This window comes from Streptomyces avidinii, from assembly GCF_014650695.1.
Taxonomy (GTDB): Bacteria; Actinomycetota; Actinomycetes; order Streptomycetales; family Streptomycetaceae; genus Streptomyces; species Streptomyces avidinii.
In genome coordinates, this window is sequence record NZ_BMVL01000013.1 from 156,215 (window position 1) to 177,307 (window position 21,093).

General features: G+C 72.7%; 16 protein-coding genes. 4 read left to right on the forward strand and 12 right to left on the reverse strand.

Going from position 1 to position 21,093, the window contains the following annotated elements; translation table 11 throughout:
• The first annotated feature begins 468 nt into the window (after positions 1-468).
• Positions 469-1,263 carry a transcriptional repressor LexA gene (gene lexA / locus IE257_RS29040; protein ID WP_052871803.1) on the forward strand — a complete coding sequence of 265 codons (795 nt, stop codon included), beginning with the start codon at positions 469-471 and terminating at the stop codon, positions 1,261-1,263.
• A gap of 116 nt (positions 1,264-1,379) precedes the next feature.
• Here the strand turns inward: lexA and IE257_RS29045 are convergent, their stop codons facing one another.
• The 5 genes from IE257_RS29045 to IE257_RS29065 form a co-directional block, all read right to left on the reverse strand.
• A complete protein-coding gene (locus IE257_RS29045; RefSeq protein WP_189972840.1) occupies positions 1,380-3,350 on the reverse strand; it encodes an ATP-dependent DNA helicase in 1,971 nt (656 codons plus the stop codon).
• 52 nt (positions 3,351-3,402) lie between these two features.
• The gene (locus IE257_RS29050; RefSeq protein ID WP_189972841.1) at positions 3,403-5,331 is read right to left on the reverse strand and encodes an IucA/IucC family protein; all 1,929 of its coding nucleotides are present in this window, start codon (positions 5,329-5,331) and stop codon (positions 3,403-3,405) included.
• Positions 5,332-5,430: 99 nt separating this feature from the next.
• Entirely contained in the window at positions 5,431-6,159 is a 729-nt protein-coding gene (locus IE257_RS29055) for a GNAT family N-acetyltransferase (protein ID WP_189972842.1), read from the reverse strand.
• Positions 6,160-6,191: 32 nt separating this feature from the next.
• Positions 6,192-8,033, reverse strand: a complete 1,842-nt coding sequence (locus IE257_RS29060) for an IucA/IucC family protein (protein ID WP_372453097.1) — start codon at positions 8,031-8,033, stop codon at positions 6,192-6,194.
• Between the two features lie 477 nt (positions 8,034-8,510).
• On the reverse strand, positions 8,511-9,998 hold the full coding sequence (locus tag IE257_RS29065) for a diaminobutyrate--2-oxoglutarate transaminase family protein (protein WP_229920721.1): 1,488 nt from the start codon (positions 9,996-9,998) through the stop codon (positions 8,511-8,513).
• A gap of 188 nt (positions 9,999-10,186) precedes the next feature.
• Between IE257_RS29065 and IE257_RS29070 the strand changes: the two genes are divergently transcribed.
• Positions 10,187-11,356, forward strand: coding sequence for a trypsin-like serine peptidase (locus tag IE257_RS29070; protein ID WP_189972845.1), 1,170 nt, complete (start codon positions 10,187-10,189; stop codon positions 11,354-11,356).
• 151 nt (positions 11,357-11,507) lie between these two features.
• Here IE257_RS29070 and hflX read toward each other — a convergent pair whose 3' ends face one another.
• The 6 genes from hflX to miaA all read right to left on the reverse strand — a co-directional run bounded on the left by hflX (position 11,508) and on the right by miaA (position 19,594).
• Complete coding sequence (gene hflX / locus IE257_RS29075; RefSeq protein WP_189972846.1) at positions 11,508-13,022, reverse strand: GTPase HflX; 1,515 nt, start codon at positions 13,020-13,022, stop codon at positions 11,508-11,510.
• 127 nt (positions 13,023-13,149) lie between these two features.
• A complete protein-coding gene (locus IE257_RS29080; RefSeq protein WP_189972847.1) occupies positions 13,150-14,685 on the reverse strand; it encodes a M1 family metallopeptidase in 1,536 nt (511 codons plus the stop codon).
• A 132-nt stretch (positions 14,686-14,817) separates the two neighbouring features.
• On the reverse strand, positions 14,818-16,941 hold the full coding sequence (locus tag IE257_RS29085; RefSeq protein ID WP_189972848.1) for a RelA/SpoT family protein: 2,124 nt from the start codon (positions 16,939-16,941) through the stop codon (positions 14,818-14,820).
• A gap of 140 nt (positions 16,942-17,081) precedes the next feature.
• Positions 17,082-17,957 (reverse strand): diaminopimelate epimerase, encoded by an 876-nt coding sequence (dapF, locus tag IE257_RS29090; RefSeq protein ID WP_189972849.1) that lies wholly within the window; start codon positions 17,955-17,957, stop codon positions 17,082-17,084.
• Positions 17,958-18,010: 53 nt separating this feature from the next.
• Entirely contained in the window at positions 18,011-18,523 is a 513-nt protein-coding gene (locus tag IE257_RS29095; protein ID WP_189972896.1) for a hypothetical protein, read from the reverse strand.
• Positions 18,524-18,655: 132 nt separating this feature from the next.
• The gene (gene miaA / locus IE257_RS29100; protein ID WP_189972850.1) at positions 18,656-19,594 is read right to left on the reverse strand and encodes a tRNA (adenosine(37)-N6)-dimethylallyltransferase MiaA; all 939 of its coding nucleotides are present in this window, start codon (positions 19,592-19,594) and stop codon (positions 18,656-18,658) included.
• Between the two features lie 227 nt (positions 19,595-19,821).
• Here miaA and IE257_RS29105 point away from each other — a divergent pair, with 227 nt between their 5' ends.
• Both IE257_RS29105 and IE257_RS29110 read left to right on the forward strand, forming a co-directional pair.
• Positions 19,822-19,989: a gliding motility protein gene (locus IE257_RS29105; RefSeq protein WP_229920722.1), complete on the forward strand. Its 168-nt coding sequence runs from the start codon at positions 19,822-19,824 to the stop codon at positions 19,987-19,989.
• A gap of 23 nt (positions 19,990-20,012) precedes the next feature.
• Positions 20,013-20,258: an antitoxin gene (locus tag IE257_RS29110; protein ID WP_189972852.1), complete on the forward strand. Its 246-nt coding sequence runs from the start codon at positions 20,013-20,015 to the stop codon at positions 20,256-20,258.
• 101 nt (positions 20,259-20,359) lie between these two features.
• Here IE257_RS29110 and IE257_RS29115 read toward each other — a convergent pair whose 3' ends face one another.
• Entirely contained in the window at positions 20,360-21,082 is a 723-nt protein-coding gene (locus tag IE257_RS29115) for a class III extradiol ring-cleavage dioxygenase family protein (RefSeq protein WP_189972853.1), read from the reverse strand.
• Positions 21,083-21,093: the final 11 nt, after the last annotated feature.

The following is a 21,093-nucleotide window of genomic DNA, read 5'->3' on the forward strand; positions in this document are numbered from 1 at the left end:
GTTCCCTCACCCTCCCTCTTGGCACGACTGAATCACCCCACGGAGCCCCTGAACGGCGGAGGCGGACTCCGTCGGGGGCTCGTGAAGCAGCCACCAGCATATGCGATGCCGGGACCCGCGGGAGACCCGAGGACCACAACTTCTGGGCGGCAGCGCTCATCCAACCACTAGATCTTGGGTTGTGGCGGATTTACGCGACTCCGCGTGTCGCAGCGTCCGATGAGCGGACGCGGGGCCTCCCGGTGCCACACTGGACATGGGCCCGGACGGCGGCCGTCCGACCGGGAAGGGTACCGTAAGCGGCGGACGGCGAGCCGAACCCGCGTTCGGCGAACCGATCGTCCATACACCTCTTGATATGCCCACGCAGGACGATCTGCGATTTTTCACTCGAACGTGTGTTTGGCGCAACCTTTCGAAAGCAACTACCGTTGTCCAGCTAGGGAGAACATTTCGAGAGGGGCCGACGTGACCACCACCGCAGACAGTGCCGCCATCACTGCCCAGAACCGCTCCCAGAGCCGACTCGAGCCGGTGCATGCCATGAACGACGCAAACCTGAACCCGGAGGCGGAGCCCGTAGTACGCCCCGCACGCTCGCTGCCAGGTCGACCTCCAGGCATCCGCGCCGACAGCTCCGGACTCACGGACCGGCAGCGGAGGGTCATCGAGGTCATTCGCGACTCCGTGCAGCGGCGGGGTTACCCGCCGTCGATGCGGGAGATCGGCCAGGCGGTCGGCCTGTCCAGCACGTCGTCCGTCGCCCACCAGCTGATGGCCCTGGAGCGTAAGGGCTTCCTGCGCCGCGACCCGCATCGACCCCGCGCCTACGAGGTGCGCGGCTCGGACCAGCCCAGCTCGCAGCCCACGGACACCACCGGCAAGCCCGCCGCCTCCTACGTTCCCCTGGTCGGCCGGATCGCGGCCGGCGGACCGATCCTCGCCGAGGAGTCGGTCGAGGACGTCTTCCCGCTCCCCCGGCAGCTCGTCGGCGACGGCGAGCTCTTCGTCCTCAAGGTCGTCGGCGACTCGATGATCGAGGCCGCCATCTGTGACGGCGACTGGGTCACGGTCCGACGCCAGCCCGTCGCGGAGAACGGCGACATCGTCGCCGCGATGCTCGACGGCGAGGCCACCGTCAAGCGCTTCAAGCGCGAGGACGGCCATGTCTGGCTCCTCCCGCACAACGCCGCCTACCAGCCGATCCCCGGCGACGAGGCGACCATCCTCGGCAAGGTCGTCGCGGTACTGCGTCGGGTCTGACCCCGCCGCCCCATACAGCCCCCGGGATCCACTGCGCCGGTCCCGGGGGTTGTTCCATGCCCCGGAACCCGCGGGCTGGCGGGGCGCCCGCCCGTGGACTACTTGCCGTCGGTGGGCTACTTGCCGTCTGCCTTGGCCGTCGCGTCGATCGCCGCCAGGGAGCGGCGGGCCTGGTTGCGGTCCGTGGTGTACCAGAAGTCCGGCAGCGTGGCCCGCAGGAAGCTTCCGTACCGGGCCGTTGCCAGCCGGGGATCCAGCACCGCGACGACGCCCCTGTCGCCCGAGGCCCGTACGAGACGGCCCGCGCCCTGGGCCATCAGCAGGGCGGCATGCGTGGCGGCGACGGCCATGAAGCCGTTTCCGCCGTGCTCCTCGACCGACTTCTGGCGGGCGCTCATCAGCGGGTCGTCGGGGCGCGGGAAGGGGATCCGGTCCATGACCACGAGCTGACAGCTGGGTCCCGGCACGTCCACGCCCTGCCAGAGCGACAACGTTCCGAACAGGCAGGTCTTCGGGTCGGCGGCGAAGGACTTGATCAGCTCGCCGAGGGTTTCCTCGCCCTGGAGCAGGATGGGGTTGTCGAGTCGGCCGCGCAGTTCCTCGGCGGCTGCCTTGGCGCCGCGCATGGAGGAGAAGAGGCCGAGGGTGCGGCCGCCGGCCGCCTCGATCAGCTCGGCGAGCTCGTCCATCATGTCGCCGCGGGTCCCCTCACGGCCCGGCGTGGCCAGGTGCTTGGCGACGTAGAGGATGCCCTGCTTCGGATAGTCGAAGGGCGAGCCGACGTCGAGGCCCTGCCAGACGGGCACGTCGTCCCCCTCGACGCCTTCGGGAGAAAGCCCCAGGGAGGCCGCGACGCCGTTGAAGTCACCGCCCAGCTTGAGGGTGGCGGAGGTCAGCACCACGGAGCGGTCCTCGAACAGCTTCTCGCGCAGCAGCCCGGACACCGACAGCGGGGCGACCCGGAGGGTGGCGCCGAAGCGGTCGTGGCGCTCGTACCAGACGACGTCGTACTCGGAGCCGTTGGTGATCCGCTCAGCCACCCCGTGGATGCTCTCGACGGCGGCCAGGGCCTGCTTGCGCACCGCGTCCTCGTCCTGGACGGACTTGTCCCGGGTCGCCCCGATCGCCGAGATCACATTGCGCGCAGCGTCCCGCAGGGACATCAGCGCATAGCCGAGGTCCTCGGGAATCTGCTCCAGCCGGCCGGGGAGCGCCAGCTCCATGACTCGCTCGAAGGTTTCGGAGGCGGTCTGCAGGGAGTCGGCGGTCTTCTCGTCGACCAGCTTGGCCGCACGCTTCACGGCCCGGTTGACCTGCCCCGGAGTGAGCTCGCCTGTGGCGACACCGGTCACCCGGGAGACCAGCTCGTGGGCCTCGTCCACGATCAGCACCTCGTGCTGCGGCAGCACCGGAGCGCCCTCGATGGCGTCGATGGCGAGCAGCGCGTGATTGGTGACGACCACGTCCGCGAGCTTGGCCCGCTCACGGGCGGCCTCCGCGAAGCACTCGGCGCCGTACGCGCACTTCGTCGCGCCCAGGCACTCGCGCGAGGAGACGGAGATCTGGGACCAGGCCTTGTCGGAGACACCCGGGGTCAGGTCGTCCCGGTCGCCGGTCTCCGTCTCGTCCGCCCAGTCCCGCATGCGCAGCAGGTCCTGGCCGAGCTTGCTGGTGGGTGCGGCCGCCTCGAACTGGTCGAAAAGGCCGTCCTCCTCGTCCTGCGGGGCGCCCTCGTGCAGGCGATGCAGGCACAGGTAGTTGGACCGGCCCTTGAGCATGGCGAACAGCGGGCGGCGGCGCAGCTGCGGATGCAGAGCGTCCACCGTCCGGGGCAGGTCGCGCTCGACGAGCTGCCGCTGGAGGGCGAGCGTCGCCGTGGCGACGACCACGCGCTCGCCGTGCGCGAGGGCCGGCACCAGGTAGCCGAGGGACTTACCGGTGCCGGTACCGGCCTGGATGAGCCGGTGGGAGTTGTCGTCGATCGCTTCGGCGACGGCTTCGGCCATGGCCACCTGGCCGGGGCGCTCCGTGCCGCCGACGGCGGAGACGGCGGCGTGCAGCAGGTCGGGGAGGGAGGGCTTCGTCATAGCACTGCCAACCCTACGGGGCCGCACCGACAGCGAGAGCATCGGCGAGGAATCATGGCCGGTACAAGGGGTTGGGGACGGTGCCGTACTGCACGGCGTGCGGGCGGTCGGGGCGGTCGCGATAGCCGTCCTCGTAGAGCCGGTTCCGGTTCAGGCAGAGCCGGCCGATGCGTTCCCCGAGCAGGTCGAAGAGCTCGTAGCGGTCCTTGAGCTCCGGGAAGCGTGCCTGGTGGCGCAGGATCTCCGCCCGGACGAGGGACCAGAAATCGCTCTCCGGGACACCGAGGCGGTCCTCACACAGGGCCGAGAGGTAGCGGAAGACGCCGACGAAGAGCCCGGAGTGGATGAACTGGGGCAGGAAGTCGGCGGGCTCGGTGAGCAGGACGGCCCGGACCTCGTCGGGCAGGGATGCCAGCTCGGGCAGGGGTTCGTCGCTGATGTTGACGTCGTCCACGAAGTCCTTGACCGCGAGCCGGACCGGCACGTCGTGCTCGTCGAAGATCACGACGGCGTTCTCGCCGTGCGGGGAGAAGACGGTGCCGTAGCGGTAGAGGAAGCGGAGCAGCGGGGGCAGGAGGGCGGCGAAGAGTCGCTGCAGCCAAGCGGTGGGGGTCAGTCCGGACCGGGCGACGAGCTCGGCGGTGAAGGAGCGGCCGCGCGGGTCGGTGTGGAGGAGCGAGGCGAGGGTCCGGGCGCGCTCGCCCGGTGCCAGCAGGCCTGCGAGGGGCTCGCGCCAGATCGCGCCGAGGAGCTCCTTGTACTGGTACGGGACCTCGGGCAGCGCGTCGTAGACGGGATGGCGGACGGTGACGGAGGCGACCTCACCGAGCAGGACGACCCTGCATTCGTCGCTCAGGAAGGGGTCTCCGTCGCGGAGGGAGTGGATCCAGGCCGTGACGGCGGGGGCGGCGAGCGCGAGGTCGCTGGGCAGTCCGCGCCAGACCATGGTGTTGAAGACGGAGAGCGGGAGCTTGACGCTGTGCCGGTCGGGCCGGCTGAGATTGAGGAAGGTGCGGACCGACTGCTGCGGGAGGCGCAGGTCGGGGTCGGCGGGGAGCGGCACCAGGGCCCCGGAGGCGAGTGCCGGGGCGAAGAGGGGGAGGACGACCTCGTCCCACTGCCAGGGGTGGACGGGGAGGTAGAGGTAGTGGAGCGGGTCGAGGCCGCGGTCGCGCAGGGTCCGGTCGAAGGCGGCGCGGGTGACGGGGTCGAGCTCGGCGGTGTAGAGGCGGGCGGGGTTCTCCAGACCGGCGGTACCGCGGTAGGTGGCGAGCGAGGTGTGGGCGGCGAGCCAGGGCAGCCGCTGGCGGGTGCGGGCCTCGGGGGCCCAGGCCGCGGTGTCTGCGGCGGAGAGTCCGATGCGGCCTTTGTTGGGGACGAGCCAGGGGTGTCCGGTCTGGTGGCCTTCGAGGGCGGCGTAGTCGAGGTCGGCGAGGACGTCGGCGGTGAGCGCGTTGTGGTCGAGCCGGGCGTCGGCGGTGAGGGTGGCGCTGAGCTCGCGGACGAGGTGGCCGAGGGTGGGTCCGTCGAGTCCGAGGAGGGTGCGGGCCCGGATGAGGAAGGCGTACGGGTCCCCGAAGGAGATCGGGCTCCCGAAGTCACCCGGTCCGTCTGGCTCGCCCGGCCCGCCCGGCACGCTCTGTGACGGCGGTGAGGGTGGAGGGGTCGGTGGGGCTGCCGGTGGGGTGAGCGTGATGGTGTCCGGGGTGACGTGCCAGCTGCCGTACGAGCGGCGGCGGGCGCGGAAGCCGAGGCTGCTGCCGTCGTCGAGGGTCAGCGTCCAGGCGTCGCCGTCGGCGGCCGGTGCGGGGACGGGCCGGATGATCTCCTCGTATGCGAACTCGCCGAGCATCTTGGCGAGCAGCCGCCGTGAGGCGAAGTCCCAGGTCGTGCTGTTGAGTTCGGGCGGAGTGCAGGGGTTCTGGGGCGCGGGAGGCACGACCGGTTCGGCCGCGTCGGTGGCTGCGGAGAGGTTCGGCACGGGACTCCTCGAAGATCGGGAACTTTGCTTCGTCACGCAGAGTTATCGAAGGGAGAGGTGCGAAGCGGCCGACGACGGTCGGGGCTTGCGGGGCGGCACTCAGAGGAGATTGCGCAGCACCCGCTCCCGGATCATCAGGGCGGCCCGCTTCTCGGGAAGGTCGATTTCCGCGGAGCAGCGGAAGCCGGAGCTCAGGAAGGCAGATACGGAGGGGGTGTTGCGGATGTCCGGTTCCGCGACGACGCGTGTGCAGCGGGGGCGGTTGCCCAGGACCAGGTCGGCGACGGCGCGCAGCAGAGCCGTACCCAGTCCGCGGCCACGGTTCGTGCCGTCTCCGATGAGCAGGTGGATACCCGTGTCGTGGGGGCGTGCCGGGTAGTACCCGCAGAGCCGGTCGAGGTCGGCCCGATAGATCTCCCAGTAGCTCATCGGCGTTCCGTCGAGGAGACCGAGGCAGGGGATGCTCCGGCCGTCGCCGTCGAGCTGCGCCCGCAGGTGCGCGGCGGTGACCGCGGCGGGGCCGGAGAGCTCCCAGTAGGCGGCCACCGCGGGGTCGTTCATCCAGCCCGTGAGGAGTTCCAGGTCACGGGCCGGTCGTACGGGTTCGAGGCGGAAGGCTCCGACGGGTGTGGTGACGCTGCCCCAGGTGGCCGGGGAGTCGAGAAGGTCGGCCTCGGCGAGCAGGGGCAGCAGGTGGGCGCTGAGGCGTGGTTCGGTCCTGCCTCCGAGAGGTTCCACGATGCCGGTGGCGGCGCGGGTTGCATAGGCGGCGTAGGTGGTGGCGTGGGCGGATCCGGCGGCGGGGGCCGGGGTGGCGGTGGTGCGCATCGGGGGCTCTTCTCCGCGTCGGAGCCGACGCGTCAATCGTGGAGGGGGTTGGTGATGGTGACGTAGACGGACTGGGTGTCGACGGGTCCCACCAGCTCGTCGAGACCGCCCAGGCGGGTGAGCAGGTTCGCCTTGCAGCGCAGGGTGGGCGAGTCGAGCAGCCGCGTGGGGAGCGGGCCGAGGCCCGTGGCCTTGGCGAGGAAGCGGCGGAAGGCGGCGAGCAGGACGCGTTCGTCCGCGAGCCGCTGGGATCCGAAAGCGCCGATGAGGCCGAGCACGTTGTTGATGCCGAGGTAGTAGGCGAAGCGTTCGTCGGTGACGGCGTCGGAGACGAAGGTGTCGCTGGCGCTTCCGATGCCGGGGAGCCGGTGCTCCAGTTCCGCGCGGCGGGATTCGCGGAAGTAGTAGCCCTGGTTGTCGCGGTAGCGGCCGCCGATGGGCCAGCCGGCCGGGTCGAGGAGGACCAGGGTGTTCTGCTGGTGCGCTTCGAGGGCGATACCGGCGAGTGCGTCGAAGGCGAGGACCGGCAGGACCACGTGGTCGAGGTAGCGCAGGAACCACTCGGCGGCGACGGCGGAGGTGGTGTGTCCGGTGGCGTTGGCGAGGCCGGTGACGAGCTCGGCGAGGCGCGAGCTCATGGTGGTCCGGCCGGGCCACGGGCGGGGAGCGGTGAGTGCGGCGATGCAGACGGGGTCGTCGCCCGAGCGGAAGGGGTTGTGGCGCAGCAGGGCGTCCAGGCCGGGGACGGGGGTGCCGTCCGGGGCGTCCACGGCGACCCAGGCGGGGTCGCGGACGATGTCGAAGCCGGGGTGGGCGGCTTGCCACTGATCGGCGAGGCCGGTGCGGAGCAGCCGGTGCACCTCGACTCCGCGGTGGAGTTCCTTGCGGAGGTTCTCACGGCGGGAGTTGGTGATGCGCAGGCCCAGGGAGAGCTTGAGCATCGCGGGGGCGCCCGGGCGGTGGACGGTGCGGACGGAGGATGTGGGGTACCAGGGTTCGCCGTGCGGGCCCAGGTCGTGCAGGAGTCCCGCGTCGTGGAGGGCGGCGACGGCGGGGCGCTGGAGCAGGTCGCGGGCCTGCCAGGGGTGCAGGGGAAGAGGGGTGGTGCCGGGGGGCAGCGGGAGCCCGGGGGCGAGCCGGCCGAGGAGCTGGGGTGCGGAGACGGGGCGGCCGCTCTCGGTCCAGGCCGATTCGCCGGCGAGGGCGGCGGGTTCGACCGCGAACCAGTGCAGGGGAAAGGAGCCGTGGAGTTCGGGTGAGTAGCGGCGCGCTTCGGCCTCGGAGAGTCCTTCGCGGCTCTTGGGGTCCGGTTGGAGGGGGTGACCGAGGAGGAGGGACTGTTCGGCGGTGAGGAAGCGGTCCCCGCCCACGGGGTCCGGTGCGGTGGGGCGTTCGCGCCGGTCGGCGATGAACTCGGCGGTGCGCCGGACCGAGTCGGCGACCCGGCCGACGAGGTCGGCGGCGCCGCGGCCACCGCTCGTGCCCTCACGGGCGATGAGTGCGGCGACGGTGACGGCGTCGAGCGAGGGAGCGGCGGCGGTCGTGCCTTCGAGTCGGGCCGGTCCGAAGCGGTGCCAGCCGGAGTGTGACCAGTGGCGCACGGGAACGAGCAGGGCGGTTCCCGAGGCGGGGAGGGGGATGCGCAGCGGAGTCCCGGCGGGGGCGTCGGGGCGGCCGAGGCCGGATTCGCGGACCCAGCAGCGGAGCAGGTTCTCCACTGCCGCGGTCTCGGCGGCGACGGCCGGGTCGGGGTGGTTCAGCAGGTCGGGCAGGGTGGTCGGCTCCAGCCGGAGGGGGCTCGTCCACACGGAGCGGAGCCGGGGTGTGCCGTCCTTCTGGCGCGGGACGGTCGCCGCCGCCTCGGTCGCGGCCATCGCCGCGGGGGGCTGCTCGGCCGGTGCGCGGGGTGTTGCTGCCGGGCTCGGCGGCGGATGCTCCCCCGTGGCCGCGTCGGCGTGGGCCGGTGTACCGGCCGGGGGCGGGACCTGCGCGTCCCCGGCCGGGGGCGGGACCTGCGCGTCCCCGGCCGGGGGCGGGACCTGCGCGTCCTCGGCCGGTACGGGCCTCACCGACGGGCCGACCGCGAGGCCGACGCCCTGCGCCTCGCTCGTCTCGGGCCGCGGCGTCGGGGACGGCGGCTCGGCGGGCTCCCGTACGGTGGCGGCGCCCGACGGCGGCGACGGCTGCTCCGGCGCGGTGGACCCGGGGTCCGGGAACGACTGCGGCCGCGCCGGGCCCGGCCCGGCGGCGAACCGGTCGGGGACCGGCCCCGCCGGCGACGGGTCGGGCTGGGCCCCGGTGACGGGGCTGGGCTGGTGCGGGTCTGGCATCGCGGGTCCTCGGGGTGCGGGTCAGTGGGTCCGCCGGACGGCGGCCGGGATGGCGTCGGCCAGGCGGTCGAGGACCGCCGCGGCCTGCTCGTCGGTCAGGGTCAGCGGGGGCAGCAGGCGGACCACGGCGCCGTGGCGGCCGCCGAGCTCGACGATCAGCCCGCGGTCCAGGCATTCCTGGCGGACGGCGGCGGCGAGGGCCGGTGCGGCGGCCCCGGTGTCGGGGTCGACGAGTTCGACGCCGATCATCAGTCCGCGGCCCCGGACGTCGCCGATGCAGGGGTGGCTGCAGGCCAGGCCCTGCAGGGCGGCCAGCATCCGCTCTCCCAGCACGGCGGCGCGCTCGGCGAGCCGGTTCTCCCGGACGAAGGCGAGGGTGGCGGTACCGGCGGCCATGGCCAGCTGGTTGCCGCGGAAGGTGCCCGCATGCGCCCCGGGGGTCCAGACGTCCAGGTCGGCCCGGTACACGATCACCGCGAGCGGCAGGCTGCCGCCGATCGCCTTGGAGAGGACCATCACGTCGGGCACCACCCCGGCGTGGTCGACCCCCCAGAAGGCGCCGGTCCGGCCGACGCCCGTCTGCACCTCGTCGGCGATCAGCGGGATCCCCCGCGCCTCGGTGATCTCGCGCATCCGGCGCAGCCAGGCGTCCGGGGCGGGGAGTACCCCGCCCTCGCCCTGCACGGGTTCGACGATCATGCCCGCGGGGGCGGGCACCCCGCCCTTCGGGTCGTCCAGCAGGTTCTCCGTCCAACGCGCGGAGAGTTCGGCGCCCTCGGGACCGCCGACGCCGAACGGGCAGCGGAGGTCCTGCGGGTACGGCAGCCGGGTCACCCGTACCTCGGGGGCGCCCCCCGACGCGTCGAGCGCTCCGGCACTCATGCCGTGGTAGGCCCCGGTGAAGGCGAGGAGCCCGGAGCGTCCGGTCGCGGTGCGCACCAGTTTGAGGGCGGCCTCCACGGCGTCCGTACCGGCCGGACCGCAGAACTGGATGCGCGCGTCGGTGGCCAGAGCGGGCGGCAGGTTGGCGAACAGCTCGGTGGTGAAGGCGTCCTTGACCGGGGTCGCGAGGTCCAGCACGTGCAGCGGGGCCCCCGAGTCGAGGACGCCCCGGATGGCTTCGAGCACCACCGGGTGGTTGTGCCCGAGGGCGAGGGTACCGGCGCCGGAGAGGCAGTCGAGGTAGCGCCGACCGTCGGCGCCCTCGATGGTCAGCCCGCGGGCCCGCACCGGGACGATGGGCAGCGAGCGCGCGTACGTCCGCGCCGCCGACTCCCGCTGCGCCTGCCGGCGCAGGATCCCTTCGGGTACGACCGAGCCGCCGCCCGGCCCGCCCGTGGCCGGGGCCCGGTTGCCCTGCGGCGGCACTTGAGGCGCTGCTTGAGGCGGTACTGGCGGCGGTACTTGTGGCGGGATCTCTGTCCCGGCCGCCGCCGCGGCCGGCTCGGTGACAGCCACGAGTGTTGGTCCTCCCGCACTGATTGCTCTTCCGGATTGCGTCTCGAACATGAACGCTGCTCCCCCATCCCCCGTACGTACCAACGACGGTGACGGCGAGGGATCACGGGTTGACTCAAGATCCTTGTCCCGCAGGGGCAGGGCGCCAGGAACCACGGCCCCGGGCTCTGTCGTCCTGGGCGGCAGCGGCATAGTGGGGGACGCACTCCACGCCTCGAACTCCCAGGGGGACGAAAGACATGCGACCGAACCGACCGGTCACCGCGATCCTGTGCGCGGCCACGCTCGCGCTGACCGCGGCTGCCTGCGGCCCCGGCGACGGGGAGGCCGGCGGCGACGCCAAGCCGACCGTGGCGGCGAGCCTGCCGGGCACGGACGGGATCAAGATCCCGGACCAGCTCAAGGACAAGCTCAAGGAACACGGCATCGACCTGGAGAAGTGGAAGGGCGGTGAGTGGAAGAACTGGAAGAAGGAGGACTGGCTCCGCGAGGCGGGCGACTACATCAACCCGATCATCGAGGACCTGTGGGACCCGGACCGCATGCGTGACGCCGAGCAGCCGCAGCGCCCGGCCGTCGACCCGGACGCGGGCAAGGACCAGGGCGTCACGGACCCGACCCCGGCCCCGGTGGCGGCCAAGCAGGCCAACCCGCCCTACCACCAGAGCGTTCCGGAGTCCGGCAAGGTCTTCTTCGACGGCCCCGAGGGCTCGATGGTCTGCTCGGCGACCGTGGTCAAGGACCCGGCCCACCCCGGCAAGTCCAACATGGTCTGGACTGCGGGCCACTGCGTGCACGCGGGCAAGGCCGGCGGCTGGTACCGCAACATCGCCTTCGTCCCGTCCTACAACAACGCGGGCAAGCCCGCGGCGCAGCTCAAGGGCGCGCCCCGCGAGCAGGTGGCCCCGTACGGCGTCTGGTGGAGCGACTGGGCCCAGACCTCCGACCAGTGGATCGCGACGGGCGGCCCGACCGGCGGCGCGGGCGCCCCGTACGACTTCGCGGTGCTGCACGTGACGCCCGAGAAGGGCAGCGGCAAGTCCCTGGAGGAGACGGTCGGTTCGGCGCTCCCGGTGGAGTTCAACGCTCAGCCCGTGCCGAAGGTCGCGGGGATCACGGCGACGGGTTACCCGGCGGCGGCTCCGTTCGACGGGCAGCGCGCGTTCCAGTGCACGGACAAGCCGGGCCGGCTGTCCCTGAACGCCGCCGACCCGGTGATGTACCGCATCGGCTGCACCATGACCGGCGGTTCCTCCGGCGGTGGCTGGGTCGCGGCGGGCGCCGACGGCAAGCCGGCGCTGGTGTCGAACACCTCGATCGGCCCGGCCAAGGCGGGCTGGCTGGCCGGACCCCGGCTGGGTCCGGAGGCGAAGGGCATCTTCGACGCCGTCAGCCGCAAGTTCAAGTAGTCCCGGCTCCGCGGCTGCGGAGCATGTCCGAATGGCTGAGGCCCCCCTGCACGTGCAGGGGGGCCTCAGCCATTCGGACCGTCAGACCGTCAGACCATCGAACCGTCGGGCCGGGTCGGCCCGGCCGGACCGCCCGGACCACTCGGATCGGTCAGTGCTTCGCGAGCGCGTACGGCGCCAGGTCGGCCGCCAGTTCCTGGTGGACCCGCGCCTTGAGCAGGGTGCCGTCCGGGGTGTGCTCCTCGGAGATGACCTCGCCCTCGGCGTGCGCCTTGGCGACCAGCGAGCCGCGCGTGTACGGCACCATGGCCTCCACCTCGACCTCGGGCCGCGGCAGCTCGGAGTCGATGAGCGCGAGGAGTTCCTCGATGCCCATGCCCGTGCGCGCCGAGACGGCAATGGAGTGCCGCTCGATCCGCAGCAGCCGCTGCAGGACGAGCGGATCCGCGGCGTCCGCCTTGTTGATCACGACGATCTCGGGCACGCTGACCGCGCCGACCTCGCGGATCACCTCGCGCACCGCCGCCAGCTGCTCCTCCGGCGCCGGGTGCGAGCCGTCCACGATGTGCAGGATCAGGTCGGAGTCCCCGACCTCCTCCATCGTGGAGCGGAAGGCCTCGACGAGGTGGTGCGGCAGGTGCCGGACGAAGCCGACCGTGTCGGCCAGGGTGTAGACCCGGCCGCTCGGCGTCTCGGCCCGGCGCACGGTCGGGTCGAGGGTGGCGAACAGTGCGTTCTCCACCAGGACGCCCGCGCCCGTGAGGCGGTTGAGCAGCGAGGACTTGCCCGCATTGGTGTAACCGGCGATGGCGACCGAGGGCACCTTGTTGCGGCGCCGTTCCTGCCGCTTGATGTCACGGCCGGTCTTCATCTCCGCGATCTCCCGGCGCATCTTCGCCATCTTCTCGCGGATCCGGCGCCGGTCGGTCTCGATCTTGGTCTCACCGGGGCCTCGGGTGGCCATGCCGCCACCGCCGCCACCACCCATCTGCCGGGACAGCGAGGCACCCCAGCCACGCAGTCGCGGCAGCATGTACTGCATCTGCGCGAGCGCCACCTGCGCCTTGCCCTCTCGGGACTTGGCGTGCTGGGCGAAGATGTCGAGGATCAAGGCGGTCCGGTCGACCACCTTCACCTTGACGACGTCCTCGAGGGCGATGAGCTGGCCGGGGCTGAGCTCACCGTCGCAGACGACGGTGTCGGCGCCGCTCTCCATGACGATGTCACGCAGCTCGCGCGCCTTGCCCGAGCCGATGAAGGTGGCCGGGTCCGGCTTGTCACGGCGCTGGATCACGCCGTCGAGCACGAGGGCACCCGCCGTCTCGGCGAGGGCGGCGAGCTCCGCGAGGGAGTTCTCCGCGTCGATGACCGTGCCGGAGGTCCAGACACCGACGAGCACGACGCGCTCCAGGCGCAGCTGCCGGTACTCGACCTCGGTGACGTCTTCGAGCTCGGTGGAGAGGCCGGCCACACGGCGCAGGGCCGCGCGTTCCGAGCGTTCGAGCTGCTCGCCGTCCCGGTCTCCGTCGATCTCGTGGCTCCAGGCGACGTCCTCTTCCATCAGGGCATCGGCCCGAAGGCTCTCGGTGAAGCTCTGCGAGTCCCGCACGTCCTGAGTGTCCTGTGCGTCCCGCGCGTCCTGGGAAGGGGAAGAAGAGGAGGTCATTGGATCCTTACGTCGATTCGAATAGCAGTGTCACGTTAGCTGTCACGTCCAACGTGTCACACCGCCGGGGGATTCCCTGCGCGGCCCTGTCGATGGTGACATGCCCGTTCCTCACCGGTCACACCCTTTATTGGGCGCTCCCGCCCGCCGCGGGCTTCCCGGAGGCGGCATGGCCGGGGCCCGCGGCTGCCTTGCCGGGGGCCGCGGCTGCCTTGCCGGAGGGCGCGGCTGCCTTGCCGCTCCACTCCGGGTGCCCCGGCATCGGCGGGGTCGTGGCCCCGTACAGCCAGGGCTCCAGGAAGGCCCCGAGGTCCCGGCCCGCCTCCTGCGAGGCCAGCCGTACGAAGTCGGCCGTCCCGGCCACCCCGTCCCGGTTCTCCGCGACCCAGCGCCGCTCGATCCGGTCGAAGGCCTGCGCGCCGACCTCCTGCCTCAGCGCGTAGAGGATCAGCGCGGCCCCGTCGTAGACCACCGGCCGGAACAGACCGATCTTCTCGCCCGGCGCCGCGGCCTTCGGGGCGGCCGGGGGTCCGCCCGCCGCGCGCCACTGGTCGGAGCGCTGGTACGCCTCGCGCATGCGCCGCTCCAGGGAGTACTTGCCGAGCCCGTCCGCATACAGGGCCTCGTACCAGGTGGCGTGCCCCTCGTTGAGCCACAGGTCGGACCAGGTCCGCGGGGAGACGCTGTCGCCGAACCACTGGTGGGCGAGCTCGTGGACCATCACGGACTCGACGTACCAGTCGGGGTAGCCGTCGCCCGAGAACAGGTTGCTCTCGAAGAGCGAGAGGGTCTGCGTCTCCAGTTCGAAGCCGGTCGTCGCCCGCGCGATGAGCACGCCGTAGTTCTCGAAGGGGTAGCGGCCGACCCGATCCTCCATCCACTCGATGTGGCCCGCGGTCTTCTTCAGCCAGGGGTCCAGGCGCTTGCGGTCCTGGGCCGGCACCACGTCGCGCAGCGGCAGCCCGTGCGGTCCGGTGCCGTGCACGACCTCGGAACGGCCCACCGAGACCTGGGCCAGTTCGGTGGCCATCGGGTGCCGGGTCCGGTACGTCCATGTCGTCGTGGGACCGAGCCGCCGGGCCGGCGTCACCGCCTCGCCGTTGGCGACGGCCGTCAGACCGGCCGGGGCGGTGATCCGGAAGGTGAAGATCGCCTTGTCGGCGGGGTGGTCGTTGCAGGGGAAGACCCGGTGCGCGGCGTCCGCCTGGTTGGCCATGGCCAGACCGTCCTCCGTGGGCACCCAGCCGCCGTCCCCGCGGCCGCGGGGGTCACTGGTGTGCCGGATGGTGATGCGCAGGGGCATGCGGACCGCCACCGGCCGCGCGGGCGTGAGTACGAGGTCCTCGCCCACGCTCTCGAACCGCGCCGGCTCTCCGTTGACCTCGGCGGACGCCACCTTGCCGTGGGTGAAGTCCAGGTTGATGCGCTCCAGCGGCTGCAGGGCGCGGGCGTCGATGACGGTGACCGCGTCGAGCGGGCTCAGGTTGTCCTTGTAGGCGAAGGACAGGTCGTACGAGAGCACGTCGTACCCGGGGTTCCCGAGCTCGGGGAAGAGCCGGTCGCCGATGCCCAGCGGCGTCGGCGGGGGCAGTACGGCGGCGACGAGGGTGAGGGAGGCCGCGGCGAGCAGGGCGGCGCGCAGGCGCGGGGAGGAGAGCTGCATCCACCACCGCTTACCAGCGCCCGCCGCACGGCCGCGTACGGCGCGCGACGGGTCCACCCGAACGGGGCCTTCCGGAGCCGTCCCGGCCTACGCGCGGCTGACGCCGTGGCCACGCGCGGCGGACGGCCGTGGCTACGCCCGGCGGACGTCGTACACGCCCGGCACGTCCCGCATCGCCCGCATCAGCGCGGGCAGCCCCGCCGCGTCGGGCAGCTGCAGGGTGTACGTGTGCCGGACCCGCTGCTCGACCGGGGGTTCGACGGTCGCGGAGACCACCTCGACCCCCTCGCGGGCGATGGCCTCGGTCAGGTCGGCCAGCAGGTGCGGGCGGCCGAACGATTCAGCGAGCAGGGTGACCCGGCAGTCCGCCGTCGCGCGCCAGTGCACGGCGACGGAGGTACGGCCCACGGCGCGCATCTGCGCCACCGCCGCGCAGTGGATGCGGTGCACGGTGACGGCCCCGCCGCGGACCAGGAACCCGGCGACGGCGTCCGGCGGCACCGGGGTGCAGCACCCGGCCAGCCGCACGGTGGCGTCCGGCAGGTCGGCGACGGCGTTGCCACCGCCCCCGCGGGCCCCGACCACCGAGAGCGGCGCCCGTGCGGCGGAGGTGGTTGCCATGGCCCGGTCGGGATGGGATTCGAGCCACCTGCTGATGGCGATCCGGGCGGCGGGGGTCCGCGCGTGGTCCAGCCACTCGGCGGCGGGTCCGGAGGAGGCGTCCTGCGCGAGCAGGAGCTGGACGGTGTCCCCGTCGGACAGCGGGGAGGACAAGGAGGTGAGGCGCCCGTTGACCCGGGCGCCGATACAGCCGTGGGCGGCCTCGCCGTGCTGCGCGTAGGCGGCGTCGATGCAGCTGGCCCCGGCCGGCAGGCTGATCGTGCCGGTGGCGCTGCCGTCCTCCCGGAACACGGTGATCTCCCGGTCTTGGGCGAGTTCCGCCCGGAGCACGGTCCAGAAGGTGTCGGGGTCGGGCGCGGACTGCTGCCAGTCGAGCAGCCGGGACAGCCAGCCGGGCCGCGTGGGGTCCACGCGCTCCTCGTCCGGGTCGGTGGCGGCGTCGGGGGTCGCGGTGGCGTCGGACGCGGCGGCATCGGGCGTCGCGGTGGCGTACGGGTTGCCGAGGGCCACCACGCCCGCCTCGGCGACGCGGTGCATCTGCCGGGTCCGCACGATGACCTCGGCCACGTACCCCTCGGGCGTGGCGACGGCGGTGTGCAGCGACTGGTAGAGGTTGAACTTCGGGGTGGCGATGAAGTCCTTGAACTCCGAGATGACCGGGGTGAAGCAGGTGTGCAGCTCGCCGAGAACGGCGTAGCAGTCGGCGTTCTCGCCGACGAGGACGAGGATCCGGCCGAAGTCGGACCCGCGCAGCTCGCCGCGGGTGCGGGCGATGCGGTGCACGGAGACGAAGTGCCGTGGCCGTACCTGCACTTCGGCGGTGATCCCGGCGTCGCGCAGAACGCTCCGTACGGAGTCGGCGATGGCGGGGAGCGGGTCGCGTTCGCCGGCGTGGGCGGCGATGAGCGCGCGGGTGCTCTCGTACTCCTCGGGATGCAGGATCGCGAAGACGAGGTCTTCCAGCTCGGTCTTGAGGGCCTGGACGCCGAGGCGTTCGGCCAGCGGGATGAGGACGTCGCGGGTGACCTTGGCGATGCGGGCCTGCTTCTCGGGGCGCATCACGCCCAGGGTGCGCATGTTGTGCAGCCGGTCGGCGAGTTTGATGGACATGACGCGGACGTCGTTGCCGGTGGCGACGAGCATCTTGCGGAAGGTCTCGGGTTCGGCGGCGGCGCCGTAGTCGATCTTCTCCACCTTGGTGACGCCGTCGACGATGAAGCAGACCTCGTCGCCGAACTCGGCGCGGACCTGATCGAGGGTCACGTCGGTGTCCTCGACGGTGTCGTGGAGCAGAGAGGCCGTCAAGGTGGTGGTCTCGGCGCCCAGTTCGGCGAGGATCAGGGTGACGGCGAGCGGATGTGTGATGTACGGCTCACCACTTTTTCGCATCTGACCGCGGTGCGAGGTCTCCGCGAGGAGGTACGCGCGGCGCAGAATGGACAAATCGGCGTCCGGATGGTGCGCGCGATGCGCCTCGGCCACGTGGCCGATCGCGTCCGGGAGCCGGTCCCGGGACGTCGGCCCGAGCAGGGCGGCACGCCCGAGCCGGCGCAGATCGAGCCTGGTCCGCCCACGTCTGCGGAGCTCAGGGCGCGCTTCGGGGTGTGCTTCGGGGTTCGTGGCCTCTGCACTCATGGGCACCTCCGGCGGCTTCGACCGGCGGTGGCGGGCATGGGGTGAGCCCTCAGGGCCGGTGCCTGATGTTACCGACCCCACCACGTGGCGCAGTCCACCTCTCGCTCAGCGTGAAACGGATCACCCATTAGAGGGAAGCTTCAGCCGAAAGCCGTTTCGGTGAGCCAGGCTTCATCGAACTCCCCCGCAGCCACGATCACGGCCGGTCCGGTCATGTCGATCTGCCCGTCGGGGTGTTCGGTGATGATCAGGGTTCCGCCGGGGAGGTCGACGGTGTACGCGACCGGTTCGCCGGTGGTGGCCGGGTCGGCGCCGTCGCGGCGGATGGCGGCCACGGCGACGGCGCAGGCGCCGGTGCCGCAGGAGCGGGTCTCGCCGGAGCCGCGCTCGTGGACGCGCATGGCGACGTGCCGGGGGCCGCGGTCGACGACGAACTCGACGTTGACGCCCGTCGGGTAGGCGGACGCCGGGCTGAAGGCGGGGGCGGCGTACAGGTTCCCGGCGTGGTCGAGGCTCTCGACGAAGGCCACCGCGTGCGGGTTGCCCATGTTCACGTTGCGGGCGGGCCAGCTGCGGGCGTCGACGCTGACCGTGACCTCGCCGGCGGGCAGCTCGGCGCGGCCCATGGAGACGGTGACGTCGCCCTTCTTGTCGAGGTGGACCCGCTTGACGCCGCCCCGGGTGGCGACGGCGAGGTCGCCGGGCTCGACGTGTCCGGCGTGCTGGAGGTAGCGGGCGAAGACGCGGACGCCGTTGCCGCACATCTCGGCGATGGAGCCGTCGCTGTTGCGGTAGTCCATGAACCACTCCGCCTCGTCGGCCAGGTGCGCCGCCTCGGGGTGTGCGGCGGAACGGACGACGTGAAGCACGCCGTCGGCGCCGATTCCGGCCCGCCGGTCGCACAGCTTCGCGACGGCGGACGCGGGCAGCTCGATGGCGTTGTCCGGGTCCGGGACGATCACGAAGTCGTTCTCGGTGCCGTGGCCCTTGAGGAAGGGGAGGGTGGTCTGCGTCACCCGCCCATGGTACCCAGCCCCTGCTCAGAGGGGTGGAGCCGTCCGAGGGGCGGTCAGCGGAGCCGGGCGACCCGGTAGACGGCCAGACTTACGACGGCCAGTACGGCCACGGCGTACAGCGCGGCCATGCGCCAGTCGGGGCGGCGGCCGCTCCCCCGGGCCGGGAGGCCGGGCCACGTGTAGCCGACCCGGCGGGCGGCCATCATTCCCCAGCCTCCGGCGCAGCAGCTGATCAGGAAGCCGAGCATCGCGACCACGGCTCCGCCGTCACCGAACTCGAAGGCGAGCGGGAAGGCGAACATCAGCGAACCGGTGGCGGCGAGCATCGCGATCGGGGCGATCTGCCACAGGCGCAGGCGGCGCTGGGGACGCAGTTCGACCTCGAACTCGGGCCCGGCAGCAGCCTCCGCCTCGGCGGAGTCCGGGGCGTCCGGGCCGTCGGGGGTCAGGCGCGCCGGGTCTGCGGGCAACCCGAGCCCCGCGGGCCCGTCCGTCCCGTCCAGAAGCATCGGGTCCGCTTCCCTCCGGGTGTCGTCCCGCCCGGTGTCACGAGGGCCGGCCTCCATCGCCACGCGCCCTCCCCACTCGGACTCAGTACGCCGCCGTTCATCGCAGGTGATCGCACCCGCTGGAGTTTGATGATGGCACGCCCCCGGCCCCGCTACGGGCGCGTGAGGCGTCCCGATGCCATCACGTGATCAGGCTGTGACCGCTCGTTCGACCAACGACTGCGCGAGTCCGGGGAGTTCCCCCCGGTCGGCCACGGCCCCGCTGAGCCAGTGCACGCGCGGGTCGCGACGGAACCAGGAGTCCTGGCGGCGGGCGAACCGCCTGGTCGCCCGGACGGTCTCGGCCCGGGCCTCGTCCTCGGTGCATTCGCCCGCGAGGGCGGCCAGAACCTGCTGGTAGCCGAGCGCCCTGGAGGCGGTGATTCCGTCGCGCAGCCCGCGGGCCTCCAGTGCGCGGACCTCGTCCACCAGCCCGGCCTCCCACATCCGGTCCACGCGCAGTGCGATCCGCTCGTCGAGTTCCGGCCGGGCCACGTCGACGCCGATCTGCACGGTGTCGTAGACGGACTCGTGGCCGGGCAGGTTGGCGGTGAACGGGCGGCCGGTGATCTCGATGACCTCCAGCGCGCGGACGATGCGGCGGCCGTTGCTGGGCAGGATCGCCCGGGCGGCGGCCGGGTCCGCGGCGGCGAGCCGGGCGTGCAGGGCGCCGGGGCCGCGCAGCGTGGCCTCCTCCTCCAGCCGGGCGCGGACCTCGGGATCGGTGCCGGGGAACTCCATGACGTCCAGGGCGCCGCGGACGTACAGGCCGGATCCGCCGACGAGCACGGGGGTGCGGCCCTCGGCGAGCAGCCTGTCGATCTCCAGGCGGGCCAGTCTCTGGTAGTCGGCGACGTTCGCGGTGTCAGTGACGTCCCAGATGTCGAGGAGGTGGTGCGGGACACCGCCGCGCTCCTCGGTCGTCAGCTTGGCGGTGCCGATGTCCATCCCCCGGTACAGCTGCATGGAGTCGGCGTTGACGACTTCGCCGTCGAAATGGCGGGCCAGGGCTACGCCCAGGTCGGACTTTCCTGCCGCGGTGGGACCTACGACGGCGATGACCCGCGGGGCGGGGGCTGCTTTCCTCACGGCCCCAGTCTCGCAGCCCCTGGTCAAGACACGGGCATGTACCCGATCGAGTTACGTGACGGGGTGTGGTCGGGGTCGTTGCCCTGGCGAGGTTCCGGCCGGGCATACGCCCCGCGTACGCCCGGCGCAGGCCGGTCCGGCCAACGCGGAACTTCGCTCACACGCGTAACGTTACGGGAGTAGACATGGGTGTTTTTGATCGGTTTTTTCGTCGTAAGGACGAGGCCGTGACCACGGAGGTCGCGGCGGAGGACCTGACGGCGGAGTCCGGCGCGGCCGACGAGGCCGCGCCTGTTGCGCAGGAGGCTCCGGCGGCGGAAGCCGTGGAGATTCCGAAGCAGCAGTCGGCCGAGGTGGCTGCGGACAGCGAGACCGGCGAGGGCGCCCGCACATAGCGACCGCCAACGGAAGGTGACCCATGGGCCTGCTGGACAATCTGAAGGCCAAGCTCGGTCCGGCGAAGGACAAGGTCGGCGACCTCGCCCACCAGCACGAGGGCAGGATCGGCGAGAGCCTCGACAAGGTGGCCAAGGCCGTGGACTCCAGGACCAAGGGCAAGTACAGCGGCCAGATCACGAGCGGGACGGGCAAGGCGAAGGACGCCCTGGGGAAGATCGCGCACAAGGACGCTCCCGGCGGGACGACGCCGCCGGCCGCTTCCTGACGCGGTCCGCGGAAGGGGCGCGGGACCGGCACCGGCCGGTCGCGCGCCCCTTCGCCGTTTCCTGGGCGGCTCCGCAGCCGGCCCCGGCCGGCCCGGGCCCGCTAGGACCAGGCGGCGACGAAGTACCCCACGCCGTACGGCGCGTCCTCGTACAGCAGGCGCCCGGTCAGCCCCGCGCCCTCCGCGGCGCCGGCCAGCACCTGCCAGGGGGCCCGTCCGGCGGCCTGGAGCTCGGCCGCTAGCCCGGCGTCCAGGGCGGCGAGCGCGGGCACGTCGGCGGCGCCCAGCGCGCGGGCGGCGGCCTCGTCGAAGGCAGCGGCCCGCTCGTCGAGGTAACCGGGGGCCTTGAGGGTGCGGCAGGCACTGCCGTCCCCGAGGACCAGCATGGCCACACGTTCGGCGGAACCGCCCAGGTCCGCGCCGAGGAGGCCGCAGCCGCTCGGGGCGAGGTCCGCGGCGACGGCCACTCCGGCGACCGGGGCGGCCGCCCAGCGGGCCCGGCCGAGCAGCCAGCCGGCCACCGCGAGGGAAGCCGGGAGGGTGACCCCGGTGGCGTGGCCGCTCGGCGGTTCGCCCAGGTCGGGGCCCAGGGTGACGGTCAGGTCCACGCCGAACCCGGCGAAGCTGCCGGGGGTGCCCTGGTCGTACGCGCCGCCCTCGGCGGCGGCCCCGACCACGACCAGCAGGTCGGGCCGGGACGCGGTGAGCACCGCCAGCGCGTCGGAACAGGCGGTACGGGCGGCCCCGAGTTCGGCGGCGGCCCCGGCGGCGACCTCCGGCACGAGCAGGGGCGGGGCGGGACAGACGGCAGCGGCTACGAGCATGATCCGCAGCC

What these genes read in the sequence shown, in the direction of transcription:
- IE257_RS29085 (WP_189972848.1), bottom strand. Translation starts at nt 16,941, where the DNA reads ATGAGTGCAGAGGCCACGAACCCCGAAGCACACCCCGAAGCGCGCCCT.
- IE257_RS29115 (WP_189972853.1), bottom strand. Translation starts at nt 21,082, where the DNA reads ATGCTCGTAGCCGCTGCCGTCTGTCCCGCCCCGCCCCTGCTCGTGCCG.
- IE257_RS29055 (WP_189972842.1), bottom strand. Translation starts at nt 6,159, where the DNA reads ATGCGCACCACCGCCACCCCGGCCCCCGCCGCCGGATCCGCCCACGCC.
- hflX (WP_189972846.1), bottom strand. Translation starts at nt 13,022, where the DNA reads ATGACCTCCTCTTCTTCCCCTTCCCAGGACGCGCGGGACGCACAGGAC.
- IE257_RS29095 (WP_189972896.1), bottom strand. Translation starts at nt 18,523, where the DNA reads ATGGAGGCCGGCCCTCGTGACACCGGGCGGGACGACACCCGGAGGGAA.
- IE257_RS29065 (WP_229920721.1), bottom strand. Translation starts at nt 9,998, where the DNA reads ATGTTCGAGACGCAATCCGGAAGAGCAATCAGTGCGGGAGGACCAACA.
- IE257_RS29045 (WP_189972840.1), bottom strand. Translation starts at nt 3,350, where the DNA reads ATGACGAAGCCCTCCCTCCCCGACCTGCTGCACGCCGCCGTCTCCGCC.
- IE257_RS29110 (WP_189972852.1), top strand. Translation starts at nt 20,013, where the DNA reads ATGGGCCTGCTGGACAATCTGAAGGCCAAGCTCGGTCCGGCGAAGGAC.
- IE257_RS29070 (WP_189972845.1), top strand. Translation starts at nt 10,187, where the DNA reads ATGCGACCGAACCGACCGGTCACCGCGATCCTGTGCGCGGCCACGCTC.
- IE257_RS29060 (WP_372453097.1), bottom strand. Translation starts at nt 8,033, where the DNA reads ATGGCCGCGACCGAGGCGGCGGCGACCGTCCCGCGCCAGAAGGACGGC.
- IE257_RS29080 (WP_189972847.1), bottom strand. Translation starts at nt 14,685, where the DNA reads ATGCAGCTCTCCTCCCCGCGCCTGCGCGCCGCCCTGCTCGCCGCGGCC.